Genomic DNA, 12,866 nt, shown 5'->3' on the forward strand with positions numbered 1-12,866 from the left:
CCAAGTGATGCGGTGTCAGACCGGGGTGGTTGTCCGAACGACCTGGCCGACCCGCAGCACACCTTCGGGATCATGCCGCTCGGCGAGCGCACTGAGCCAGGCCAGGGTGTCTTCGTCGTAGCTGCCGGCAATCCGGCCGGCCGTGGTGCCCGGATTGAAGTTCGGTAGTTCGCCGATCGCCCATGGTGCCATCGCGCCCATGATCGAGGCGGCGTGGGGTGCCACGTGTTCGGCGACAGGCGGTGCCAGTACGCCGACGGTGAACAGGTGGTAGCCCGCATCCCGGTGGCAGAACGCGCTTCGATGGGTGGCCGGGCGGGCCATCGCGCCACCGAATCGGCGGACTTCGACTACCACCTGCGGTGACTGCGAACCGGGACCGGCGAGCGCGAGCAGGGTGTCCAGAACGGTGTCGTTGAACTCGCTGAGCAGGGTGGCGCTTTCGAAACTCGGCATCGGATCAACCGGGTCCGCATGGATCGCACCCATTGCGGCATAAGGCATTACCGCGACCGCATCGATTATCGGGGTGGCAACGGCGCGCAGCGGGGCGATGAGCGCCTCGGCGGTTTCGGGGTCGGCGAGGGATGCGTAACGGACCGCCACCGTGAGCTTGCCGGCCAGCGGCGGTGGTACCTCCGGAAGCGGGGGCAGCTGGAGCAGCGCGATCGAGGTGTTGGCGTGCTCGGGCAGATCGAGGCTCCAGTCGCGCCAGGCGAGGAAGACCGCGGCCGCGTCAGCTCCGTCGAAGTAGAGCGCACCGCCGTAGAACTCGGAGATGGGCAGGAGATCGATCTCCACCGATGTGACGATACCGAGGGTGGCTTTGCCACCGCGCAATCCCCAGAACAGTTCGGCATGGCTCGCGGGTGTGACGTGAAGGATGTCGCCCTGGCCGGTGACCAGTTCGAATGAACGCACGTGATCGGAGGACAGACCGAGGGTGCGAACGAATGGTCCGATGCCGCATCCGGTGAGGAATCCGACGACTCCGGCGTCGGGTGCGGAACCGCCCAGCCCGGCCAGTCCGTGCGGCGCGGCGGCCTCGATGACCCGTTGCCACTTCACCCCTGCGCCGACCTTCGCGGTACGGGCCTGCGGGTCGATCTCGAGTCCGTCCAGCGCGCTGGTGTGTACGAGGATGGTGCCCTGATCGAGCGGCAGTGCGCCATGGCCGGTGGCGTTGACGCCGACGGTGAATCCGTGTCGTGCCGCGATGCGCAGGGTGGCCGCGACATCGGCTGCGGACTCCACGAACACCGCTGCATAGGGGTCGGTCGGGACCGCAACGTTCCACGGGATCGCCCGTTCGAAGCCAGGCTCTCCCGGTCGGACAACCACGCCGGCGACGGCTGCCCGGAGATCCGTGAGCGGATCGGTACCTGTACTGGGGGTGATGACGGTCATCGTGATGGTTCCTTCGATAGAAGTCCGGAGTTGATGGCGTCAGCATGCGCGCGAGTACTTGGGAGGTTCTTGGTGCCGGCGTTCAAGAATGTTTCAAGGAGCCCCGGGCGGGGGTCGGATCCGGGGAGAACTGGCTGATCAGCGCGCGGTGCGCAAGCAGCGAACCTCGCTGAGCACACCGGCCATCCCGAGCTTCTCGGCCTGACGTTCGAGGTCGAGCTCGGTGGCCAACAGGCCGCCGGCAGGGCGTAGCCGCATTTCGAGAACTCGGCACCGCAGGAGCGTGGGAAGTCCACCGGTTCGTTCGGCGATGCCCGCTGCCACCGCGACCGATTCCTTTGCCGCGGTGAGATTGCCGGTGAGCAGGTACAGCCGGCTCAGCGCCAGGGCCACCGGGCCGACGTTGCCGAGTTGCCCGATCAGGCCGATGTGGTCGCTGAAGGGTTCGAGTTCGGTGATGAATTCTTCTGCGTACTCGGTTAATTCGAAGTCGGCGACCACGTGGGCGAGGGCCACGGCGTGACCGAGCGTGTGCCACACATGTGCACCGCAGGTGGCCTGCCGTTGCGCGACCAGCGCCGCTGCGAGCGCGCGGTCCACCGGTGCGCCGGGTATACCCGCCGTTCCGGCGGCGATCACCCCGAGCATGTTGGTGTCCTCGGTGCTGGTTGCCACACCGGTGATCGTCTCCAGGGCCCGGTCTGCACCGATTTCGGCGATACTTCCGAGCTCGCGGCTCAGTGACATCAGCGACATGTCGGCTTGCCCGGTCACATACAACTCGGTCTGTTCGTGAACGCGTTTGGCGATCGCCTGATGTTGTTGTGCCCGTTCGAAATCACCGATCCACACCGCGACAACGACTTCCATCCAACGCAATTGGGCGCGCAGGATCGGCAAGTTCAGTTCTTCGCTGCCCGCGATGGCCAGCTGCAGATGACTGCGGGCGGCCGCGACGTCTCCCAGGGTGAAGGTGGCCATCGTCCCGATCGAGTGGGCAATGACCGCATCGAAGCGGGCCTGGCGATGATTGAGCGCCAGGAGGCTGTTGATCAGCGCGACCGATTCACGCGCATGCGTGGCGACTCCGGAGAATGTGATCAGCCGGGCCATCATCACCTCGGCGATGATATCGGGGTCGTGGGAGAACTCTGCGAATCCTTCTGCCCGCCGGATCAATTCCGGGGCGATCGTCGGATCGGGGTCGTAGCTGTGCCCGACGCTCAATGCGCCCAGAACCTGTGCACGCTCGCCGGGATCATCGGCGACGGTTTCCTCGGTCCGGGCCAGCAGTGCCAGCAGTGATGCGGGATCCTCTGCGGGTGACACCCATGGCCATCCACCCCCCGACCGCAGCAGCGAACCGGCAAGTTTGCCGATAGTGGAAGACTTTTCGGCCTGGACAGCGGTCGTGAGCGCGGCCTCCACCGTCTGCATGACGGTCTGTCCCTTGCCGGCCCGAGACAGCGACTCGAGCAACAGCACGGTCAGTTCATCGCGTCGTTCGTCGACCTGTTCGGCCATCGGAAGCAGGGCATAGGCGATCATCGCCTGCTGCCACCAGTGTGCGGCGACCTCTGAATGCCACTGTGCCGCAGATGCTTCCGCCGCTGCCATGCAAGCGTCGACCGCCAGCTCCGGATCGACGAGGGGAAGTGCGGCCATCAGATGTTGTGCTCGTCTGCCGAGGGCGTCGGATCCCTCTGCATCGGCGAGGATCTCGGCGACCTTCGCATGCGCACGCTTGCGCCGCAGTGCCGGTATCTGGACCAGGACCTCTTCCCGGAGCAGGCCATGGGCAAACGCGTAGCTGTCACTGCCCGGTGTGGCGGTGACGATGCGGTCATCGGCGGCGGCATCAAGCTGGTCGGCGAGTGTGTCGATGTCGAGTCCGGTGGCCCGTGACAGCAGCGCGATGTCGATGGTGTCGCCGATGACCGCTGCCATCCGGAGGACCTGCAACACAGCGGGATCCAGCCCGGCAAGGCGCAGTCCGAGTACCGACCGTACGGCCACCGGGAGTTCGCCGGTACTGCGTTCGCCGGCCGGCAGCCGGGCGTATTCGGAGACGAACAGCGGATTGCCGCCGGTCCGCTTGGCCAGTCCGGCGACCTCGTCGGCGGTCAGCTCTTCGGTGGCGATCTCGTTGGCAAGTGCGCCGACCTCGGCTTCGTCGAGTACCGGGACGACGATCTGCCGGTTGCCGGTACCGCGCGCGACCGCGCTGAGCAGTCGGGCTATCGCGGGATTGTGTTCGCCCTCGCGCAGTGTGATCACAAATGCGATCGGGTGCCGGTGCACTGCGGTTGCCATCGAGGCGAGAGCGCCGACCGACATCGAATCCGCCCACTGGGCGTCGTCGACGATCACTGCGAGTGGGCTTGTCTCACTTGACTGTTCGATGATTCGCTGCACCCGATCGTAAACAGTGAACCGGGCGGTGTCCGCATCGACGGCTCCGGTGGTGAGGAATACCTCGCCGGGGTTGGAGCCGAGGGATTCGACCAACTGCCGCGCCGGCCACCACGACGGTGCACCTTCTTCCGGGTTGCGTGCCCAGACGGCCCGCCCACCCGCCGAATGCATGAGGTGGGCCACCTCGTCGGCGAGCCTGGTCTTGCCGATTCCGGGCGGGCCGATGAAGATCAGCCAGCGCGTATCGCCGGCCAGGACGTCCTGCAGCACCGCGGCGATGTGGTCGAGTTCGCGAACCCGTCCGATCAGCCCACGGTGCGTGGGGATCTCGGCGTCGGTGGAAACCTGAGCGGGCGGGTTGTCGGGCACACGGAGTTCGCCGGCACCGGACCAGATCGGTTTGCGTGGCCAGGCGATCAGTTCGGGGTCATGGCGGAGGACGGCGCCTTGCAGATCGCGGAGTTCGGTGCTCGGCTCCAGGCCGAGATCGGTGTCGAGCCGGCGGGTGTGGTCGCCGAAGACGTCGAGCGCCTCGGCGGACCGGCCGGCGCGGTGCAGCGCGAGCATGTGCAGCCAGCAGCTGTGGTCGCGGTACGGTTGCCGGTTTCGCAGCGCGACAACGTCGGCCAGGGCCTCCGGCAGCCGGTTCAGCGCAAGCAATGCGGTGATCCGGTTCTCCATACCGCCGCTGCGGATCTCCTCGAGTCCGGCCGCCTCGGTGCGCACCCAGTTCTCATCACCCTGCCCGTCGAGCAGCGGCCCGCGCCACAAGGCCAGTGCGCGATCCGCGGAATCGAGCGCAAGCGCCCATTCTTCGTTGTCTGCATGCTGCTGGGCGTCGCCCGCGTGGGCGAGAAACTCGCTGACGTCCACATCGCCGTCGGCGACGTCGAGGATGTAGCCGGTGGACTGTCGCCGGATCGGAGATGTTCCCGCATCATTTCGGAGTGCGCGGCGCAGATTGGAGATGTATGCCTGCAGGCTCGACGTGGCACTCGGTGGTGCCTCGTCGCCCCACAATGCGTCGCACAGCCGGTCCGTGGACACCACTTTGCCGCGGTGGATCAGCAGTATTGCCAGAATGATCCGCTGTTTGGGGGAGCCCAGGTCGATCCTGGTTGCACTGCCGTCGTTCCGGAGTACTTCGAGCGGCCCGAGTATCTGATAGCGCATACCCGTCCTTCGCCGCTCGTCGAACACACACCGATTCCGCTCGGTGTGAACCCGGCCCGGGTCATGAGCGGTTGAACCAGAGCTTAGGTGACTGGTGCGTTCGAAGGGTACGTCCGATCAGTCTAATTTTTTCCGATTGCCCTAATTCTTGACGAGCGTCCTGTCCGCGTCCGCATGCGAAGTCCGCCGGCCGGCGTTGCGGGAACGCCGGGTGCCGATCACTCGGCACACCATGTAGATCGCAAATGATATGGACGTGACGAACACCGACGGCGGCAAACCCGGTGCCAAGGACAGGATGATCCCGGCTATTGCGGCTATCTCCGCGAACAGGATCGACAGCGCGAGCACGGTGGTCGGATTCGACGACACCCGCATCGCTGCGGCGGCGGGTGTGATGATCAGCGACATCACCAGCAGCGCGCCGATGATCTGGACGCTCTGTGCCACGGCCGCACCGAGTAGGACGGCGAAGACGACGGACAGCAGCTGCATCGGGACACCGCGCGCCTCGGCCACCCGTGGATCGGTACTGGCGAAGAGCAGCGGACGGTAGATGATCGCCATCACGACAACCACCACGACGGTCGTGACGACCACGGCCCCGACACCCTGCGCTCCGGCGTTCACGACCTGGCCGGTGAGCAGGTTGAAGCCGGCGCCGGTGCGTCCGTACAGGGCGATGAACAGCACACCCAATCCGAGGCCGAAGGCCATGACCACACCGATGACCGAATCACGTTCGCGCACGCGGTTTCCCAGCAGACCGAAGATCACCGAGGCGATGACCGCGCCGATCAGACCGCCGAGATTCACGCTGATCCCCAGCAACAGCGCGGCGGCAGCACCGGTGAATGTCAGTTCGGCGGTGCCGTGCACGGCAAATGCCATCTGCCGGCTGACCACCATCGGTCCGAGGATCCCACCGAGAATGCCGAGCAGTGCGGTGGCGAGCAGCGCCTGTTGCACAAAGCCGTAGGAGAGGAGATCGGCGGTCTCGGCGAAGTCGAAGAAGTCGGACCAGCTGCGGTTCACTCGGTTACCTCGATTGACGGTGTGAACGAATGGTCACCGTGGCAGGCCGATTCGTCGGCGCCGACGACCACGAGCCGGTCCTGGACCCGCAGCACATCGACACGGGTCTGATACAGCTCGCTCAGCGTTTCCGATGTCATGACGTCCGCGGGTGTGCCGATCCGGAAGCGGCCGTCGACGAGGTACACGACCCGGTCGACGTACGGCAGGATCGGATTGATCTCGTGGGTGACGAACAAGACGGCTGTGCCGTGATCGCGGCGGCGACGGTCGATGAGTGCGGCGACGCGACTCTGGTTGGCCGGATCCAGGCTCAGCAACGGCTCGTCGCAGAGCAATACCGCGGGGTTGCCGGACAGCGCCTGCGCGACCCGAAGACGTTGCTGTTCACCACCACTGAGCAGACCCAGTGGTGCGTCGGCGAAGTCGCGGGCATCGACCTGCGCGATGGCATCGTCGACAAGTGCGTTGCGACGCTTGCGATTCCGGAATCCCAGGCCCCAGGCCTGGCCGTCGACTCCGAGACCGACGAGGTCACGGCCACGTAGTGGCACGCCCTCGTCGTGGGTCTCCTGCTGCGGGATGTATCCGACGTTGCTGTCACCGCTGCGCAGTCCGCGGCCCTCGACGGTGACAGTGCCGGAGTCCAAAGTGTATTTGCCCAGAAGGGTTTTCAGCAGCGACGTCTTGCCCGAGCCGTTGGGACCGAGGACGGCGATGAACTCGCCGCGCGCGACGGTGAGGTCGAAGTGATCCCACAGGACCCTGCGGCCGAACGACAATCGGGCGCCCACGATTGTGATCGCGGCTCCCCGGCCTGCGGTTTGGTGCACGGTTTTCAGACCGTCGGCAGCTTGGTGGTCAGCTGTTTTCGACGGTGGCGCTGTTGCCGGTTCGGGCTGGGTCATGTGGTGGATTGCCTCATCAACGAGTGCTGTTTGCGCTGGCCGCCAGGGCAGACGTCAGCGCCTCAACATTAGCCCGCTGCCAGTCGATATAGTTCGTGACGCCGTTCGATGGTCCAGCTCCGCCTTCGGCTCCGTGTCCTGCCGGGAATGTTTCGGTGAGATTTACTACAGGCACACCGGCTTTGTCGGCGATCGCGAGTAGGGCTTTTGTGCCGTCGTCCACGGCCTGGGTGTTGTAGATCAACGCCCGCACCCCGCGGCCCGAGATCAGTTCCTGTGTCGCGGCGACGTCGCGCGCCGACGGCGACTGTCCGGCCTCGACCGCATCCTGCAGTCCGGCGGGTGTGACGTCGTCGAGCCCGGCCTCGGCCAGGAGGTAACCCGCCAGCGGTTCGGTCTGGGCAACTGTTGCGCCCGGGTTTGCCGCCTTGATCGCGGCCAGCTCCGCGTGCAGTTCGTTGATCTGGTCGTTGAACGCCCCGGCGTTGTCGCGGAAGTACTGTTCGTTGGCGGGGTCCTTCTCGGACAATGCATTTGCGATTCTGTTCGCGACCTCGCCGACAGCGGTCAGGTTGTAGAAGACGTGCTCGTTGACCGCGCCGGGGGCGTGGCTGTGGTCGCCTTCCTCGTGGTCGCTGTCGTGATCGTGGCTGTCGTGGTCATCGCTGTGTTCGTCACCTTCCATGATCTCGTAGGCGTTGATCACGATCGCGTCCGAGTTCTTCGGAGCGGATTCCATGTACGCGTCATAGTGACCGCCGTTGAGGACGACAACACCGGCGTCGGCGACCTTGGCGGTGTCCTTGGCGTTGGCCTCGAACTCGTGCGGATCGCCGTCCGCCGAGGTGTAGAGCGCGCTCACGTCGGCGTGTTCACCGCCGACGGCCCCGGCCACCGAAGCCCAGACATTGGTTGATGCGACCACGGCGACCTTGCCGTCCGAGGTCATCCCGCTGTCATCGGAGGAACACCCGGCGGCCACGCCGATGGCCAGGGTCAGGGCTGTGGTGACCCCAAGAAGCCGGGACCAGGTTGCCATTACAGGACCTTTCGCATCAAAGGATGGTGTGTCCGCGCGGGGCTGAATCGCGAGGAACCATCTAACAGATGCTAATGATAACCGTTACCGACAACTTGTGAAAATCAATATCGCTGCAGGATCGCAGGCGTGACGAATCGGGTCACGATCTCTCGTTCTTCGGCCGCATCGGAGCCGGGCGTCATCAGCAGCGATATGACCATGCGGACGATGAACCGGGCTTCGAGGGTGAGCTCGGCCTCAGGGGCGGTGGTCTCGCCGGTGATCAATGCGATGGCGGCTTTGTTGACCGATTCCGACGTTGTACCCATGGCACCCGCCAATCCGGCTGCTTCCGGACTGAACCAGCTGCGCATCACCGGATCGGAGCGGACGCCGGCCACCGCCGTCAGGATCGACTCGGTGATGCGTTCGCCGGGATCAGTCATATCCGCGGTGGCCGCACTGACCGCGGTCGACAGCCGGCGCGCCTGCCGTTCCACGTAGGCCAGGTGCAGTTCGGAGCGCGACGCGAAATATCGATAGAGGGTGGCCCGAGAACATCCGGCCGCGGTCGCTATCTGATTCATGTTCACCGCGGTGACCCCGTGGGTGACGAACAGGTCGCCGGCGACATCGAGGATGCGGGAGGCCGCGGACTCGGGCCGATTGGTGCCGAGCCAATCCGGGGCTTGCGTGGTCCCGGAGTGTCCGGTGGTTGCCGGAGACCGGCGGCTCATGGGCCGACAGTCAGGTGCATGGTGGTCGGCCGGCGCACATAGTTGCCCGGTGCGTAGGTGATCGATTCCGGATCGACGGTGAACTCGGGGCAGCGGGCCAACAGTTCGGTGAGTACGACCCGCGTTTGCATCCGCGCCGCGGCGGCGCCGAGACAGTAGTGGGCGCCGCGACTGAACGTCAGGATCTGCCGTGGGCGACGGGTGATGTCCAGGCGGTCGGCATCGTCACCGAATGCTCGCGGATCCCGGTTGGCCGAGCCATAGCTGAGCAAGACTTTGCGTCCCGCCGGAATGGTGTGATCGCCGAACGTGGCCTCGACAGTGGTGGTCCGGGCGAGACCCTGGACCGGTGAGGTGAGCCGCAGGAACTCGTCGACCGCGTCGTCGACGAGTTCCGGATCCTCGACCAGCGCCGCCCGTTGCTCCGGATACTCACCCAGCAATTCGGTCGCACCGCCGAGTACCCCGGTGGTGGTGTCGTTGCCACCGGCAACCATGGTGAAGGTGAAGGCGAGGAGCGACAGCATCCCCTCAGTGCTGTCGTCCTCGCCCACGCCTGCCTTCACCAGGTGGGAGATCGTGTCGTCTCCCGGGTGTGTGCGCCGGTACTCGATGAGCGTGCCGAAGTAGGCCATCATCTCGAGTACTGCGGCGGTGGCGGTGTCGCCGGCCTTGCTCAGGTCGGACGTGTCCGCGCCGACTATCGCCTCGGTCCATCCGTCGAATGCCATCCGATCTGATTCGGGGACACCGAGGTAGTGAGCAACAACCATGGATGGCAACGGCTTATAGAGCTCGGTCACGATGTCACCGGCACCGGCCTCGACCAGCGCGGCGATCCTCGCACGGACGAATTCTCGAACGGCGGGTTCGACCTCGGTCACCTGCTTGGGTGTGAATCCGCGGGACACCAGCTTTCGAAAATGGGTGTGTACCGGCGGATCCTGCATCACCATCGGCGGGTTGTCGGCCAGCCCGATGCTTTCCAGCTCGCCATAGGTGGTGGTGAGTCCCTGCGACGACGTGAACGTGCGCCAGTCGTCGGCGGCGTGCGATACGTCGGCGTGCCTGGTCAGAACCCAGAAGTCGTGGTCGGGATTGTCCGATCGAACACGGTGAACCGGGTCGTGGTCACGCAGATCTTCATACATCTGCCACGGATCGCGCCAAGTGTCGCCTGATCGCAGCTCGTATGCTGCTCCGTGCGACACTTTCGTTGACATGTCTCAATCGTGAGACATAAGTCGACTTGTGTCAACCATCAATTGACAGGTTGCCTATTTGGCGGCCCCAGCTGCGGTCAACGCAGTTCGCGTGGTCAGCGCAATTCGCACCGTCGGGGCAGTCCCAGGCAGTGCATGATCAAACTCGCCGGACACCACCCGCCCGTGCTGAAGAGCATCACGTTCAGTCCCACACACGCGGTCAGCAGCAACCCCCCGGGGCCGCATCGAGAGTCGCGGTAGGTCTTCACCCGTGATTAGTTCCCTTGTCGGACCGCCTTGGTAGCCTGAGTGGTTTGCCTCCCTCCTTCTGGTGAAAAGGATTGCAGCACAACAGAAACAGCCCTCTCGAACACTTGTGCGGATCAGGATTTGCGGGTACCTTGGAGTCATGGACTTCGGGGGAATGTTCGCCAGACTTTCTGATCTGGTCGGGGATGCGGCTCTGGTCGCGGGTGATGACGCTGAGTTGTCGTCGCGGGTTGTGATGGTACTTCGTCTCAATCATGTTGTGGAACAGATACTTTTCCGGCTGGTCGGCGAAGCTGAGACACGTGGAATCGCCAAGAAATCGGGCGAGAGATCAATGGTGACGTTGCTGCGGCAGGCGGGGATGGCGCCGGCGGTGGCGCACCGCTACGTGCGGGTCGGTACCGCGCTGGACGATATTCCGTCCGTCGCGTCGTACGCGGTCGACGGTGCTTTGTCAGGCGAACATATGGATTCGATTGTGAAGGGCCTCAACCACATAGCGCGGCGCAATCCGGATCTGCCAGAGGATGACCGTACGGACTGTGTGCGCGGCCTATTGGCGGAAGCATTGACAGCCACGCCATCCTCGGTATCTGCTCGGGCACGGCATATGGCACTGGTGTTGTCGCCGCCGGACAAGCCGATACCCGACGCCGAGAACCACGAGCTCAACGAGTTCTCTCTCGGGACCGGTGACGACGGACGCAGTCACGGCACGTTGGATCTGGACAACTTGCTGGGTGAGAAACTGCGGGTGGCGCTCGATCCGTTGTCGAAGCCGGTGCCTGAACCTGATGGGTCTCCGGATCGTCGTTCCAATGCGCAGGTTCGCGCCGACGCGCTCGAGCAACTATTGGATTCCTATCTCGATCAGGAAGACCGACCCACGCGTGGTGGCGCGAAACCGCATGTGGTCATGACGCTTTCACCTGAGGGCCTGCAGGCCTTCCAGCTACGCGGCCTGAGCGGCGTCACGCCGCCGGCGTTGGCTGCCTCGTTTGAATGGACCGGCCCGGCCTCCGCATCGACCGCGCAGATGGTGGCCTGCGATTCGGTGATCACGAAGATCTTGGTCGACAACAACATGGTCGGTCTCGATGGACATCCCTGGTTCATCAATCCTGACGACGCAATGCAAACACCTGTGCGGTCTCACGCCCGCAGGACCATGACTTCCGACCTCGCCGCCGCATAACCAGGCGAAGCCGGAACCGCAAGACCAGAAAACTACGACGACATATTCCAAGTTACCCCAAGCAACACAGCAAATGCTGTGTACTGCAAGACCTTTGAGAACTTAATAGTGTGAGTCGGCCGGTACCTGGACTTCAGGGTGATGCTCGTGCGGGCTACGTGGTCTCCGTCAAGGCGGTGTCGAGGATGTCCATTCCGCGGTCGAGGTCGGCGTCGCTGATGGTCAGTGGCGGAGCGAGCCGGAAGATCCCACCCATGCCGGGAAGCTGCACGATGTTCATGTGCAAGCCGTGTGACAGGCAGGCGTCGGTGACGGCCTGGCCGAGTTGGTCGGCAGGTGCTTTGGTGGCACGGTCGGCGACCAGTTCGATGCCGCAGAACAGGCCGCGGCCGCGGACGTCGCCGATGACCTCGTGTCGCGACTGCAGTTCGAGGAGGTGGTCACGCAGGCGCTTGCCGGCGGCGGAGGCCCGCGAGACCAGATCATCGCGGAGCACGATGTTCAGGACGGTACCGGCGACGGCGGCAGCCAGTGGATCTGACACGTGGGTGGTGAAGAAGAGGAATCCGCGTTCGTGGCAACGGGATTCGATCCTCTCGGACGTGACCACAGCTGCCACGGGTAATCCGGCGCCGAGAGTCTTCGACAGGGTCAGGATGTCGGGCACGGCGCCGTCTCGCTCGAAGGCGTACATCGTGCCGGTGCGACCGAGCCCGGTCTGTGCCTCGTCGGCAATGAGGAGCATGTCCCGTTCGAGGCACTTGGCCTTCAGCGCGGTGAGATAGCCGACGGGTAGATCGATGAGCCCGCCGGAGGAGACGATCGGCTCGACGATGCAGGCGGCGAGGCTACCGGTGGACTGCTGGTCGATGAGGTCGAAGCCGTAGTCGAGTTCGGTCCGCCAGTCGTGCTCGCCCGATTCCGTGCGGAAGATGGAGCGGTAGGCGTTGGGGGTCGGCAGGGTGAAGTTGCCGGGTATCGACGGGCCATAGCCTTTGCGGCCGGCCGAGTAGGTGGCCGCGGCCGCGCCGGAGGTCATCCCGTGCCAAGACCGGTCGAACGAGACGATCTCGTACTTGCCGGTGTAGAGCTTGGCGATCTTCAGTGCCGCCTCGTTCGACTCTGCGCCGGTGGACAGGAGCATCACCTTGTCCAGGCCGCTGGGCAGAGTGTCCGACAGCGCCCGGGCGAACTCGACCACCGGACGGCTGAGCATTCCGCTGAACAGGTGATCGAGGCCGGTCATCGACGCGGCAACAGTGGCTGCGACCTCCGGGTGGCAATGTCCCAGAACGGAACTCATCTGCCCGGAGGTGAAGTCGAGGATGGCGTTGCCATCGCTGTCGTAGACGTAGCTGCCACTGGCCCGCTCGATGATCCGGGGTGTGAACGCCCCGCCGTAGCGGATCAGATGCTTGTCGACGGTGGGCCAGAACGCGGCGTCGTGCACTTGATTGCCTCCCAGAGATCGTGGAACTGGTTGGTTCCACGATCTCATCA

Annotated in this window: 9 protein-coding genes; 1 reads left to right on the forward strand and 8 read right to left on the reverse strand. The window is 64.7% G+C overall.

From position 1 onward, the window contains the following. Nucleotides 1–15: 15 nt before the first annotated feature. From H290_RS0115740 to H290_RS0115770, 7 genes are all read right to left on the reverse strand, one after another. Complete coding sequence (locus H290_RS0115740; protein WP_020107778.1) at nucleotides 16–1,407, reverse strand: FAD-binding oxidoreductase; 1,392 nt, start codon at nucleotides 1,405–1,407, stop codon at nucleotides 16–18. Nucleotides 1,408–1,545: 138 nt separating this feature from the next. Beyond that, the gene (locus H290_RS0115745; protein WP_020107779.1) at nucleotides 1,546–4,995 is read right to left on the reverse strand and encodes a BTAD domain-containing putative transcriptional regulator; all 3,450 of its coding nucleotides are present in this window, start codon (nucleotides 4,993–4,995) and stop codon (nucleotides 1,546–1,548) included. A gap of 141 nt (nucleotides 4,996–5,136) precedes the next feature. Next, nucleotides 5,137–6,030: a metal ABC transporter permease gene (locus H290_RS0115750; RefSeq protein WP_020107780.1), complete on the reverse strand. Its 894-nt coding sequence runs from the start codon at nucleotides 6,028–6,030 to the stop codon at nucleotides 5,137–5,139. Continuing rightward, on the reverse strand, nucleotides 6,027–6,938 hold the full coding sequence (locus H290_RS28725) for a metal ABC transporter ATP-binding protein (RefSeq protein WP_020107781.1): 912 nt from the start codon (nucleotides 6,936–6,938) through the stop codon (nucleotides 6,027–6,029). The genes H290_RS0115750 and H290_RS28725 overlap by 4 nt, the downstream gene beginning before the upstream one ends. 16 nt (nucleotides 6,939–6,954) lie before the next feature. After that, nucleotides 6,955–7,977, reverse strand: a complete 1,023-nt coding sequence (locus H290_RS0115760) for a metal ABC transporter solute-binding protein, Zn/Mn family (protein WP_020107782.1) — start codon at nucleotides 7,975–7,977, stop codon at nucleotides 6,955–6,957. 104 nt (nucleotides 7,978–8,081) lie between these two features. Then, nucleotides 8,082–8,696: a TetR/AcrR family transcriptional regulator gene (locus tag H290_RS28730; RefSeq protein ID WP_020107783.1), complete on the reverse strand. Its 615-nt coding sequence runs from the start codon at nucleotides 8,694–8,696 to the stop codon at nucleotides 8,082–8,084. Continuing rightward, nucleotides 8,693–9,919: a cytochrome P450 gene (locus tag H290_RS0115770; RefSeq protein ID WP_020107784.1), complete on the reverse strand. Its 1,227-nt coding sequence runs from the start codon at nucleotides 9,917–9,919 to the stop codon at nucleotides 8,693–8,695. Before H290_RS0115770 ends, H290_RS28730 begins: the two co-directional genes overlap by 4 nt. 391 nt (nucleotides 9,920–10,310) lie before the next feature. Between H290_RS0115770 and H290_RS0115775 the strand changes: the two genes are divergently transcribed. Further along, the gene (locus tag H290_RS0115775) at nucleotides 10,311–11,366 is read left to right on the forward strand and encodes a DUF222 domain-containing protein (protein WP_020107785.1); all 1,056 of its coding nucleotides are present in this window, start codon (nucleotides 10,311–10,313) and stop codon (nucleotides 11,364–11,366) included. A 154-nt stretch (nucleotides 11,367–11,520) separates the two neighbouring features. Here H290_RS0115775 and H290_RS0115780 read toward each other — a convergent pair whose 3' ends face one another. Beyond that, entirely contained in the window at nucleotides 11,521–12,816 is a 1,296-nt protein-coding gene (locus H290_RS0115780; RefSeq protein WP_020107786.1) for an aspartate aminotransferase family protein, read from the reverse strand. Between the last annotated feature and the right edge of the window lie 50 nt (nucleotides 12,817–12,866).

Origin of the sequence: Nocardia sp. 348MFTsu5.1, from assembly GCF_000383535.1 — a bacterium.
In the GTDB taxonomy this organism is placed as follows: Bacteria; Actinomycetota; Actinomycetes; order Mycobacteriales; family Mycobacteriaceae; genus Williamsia; species Williamsia faeni.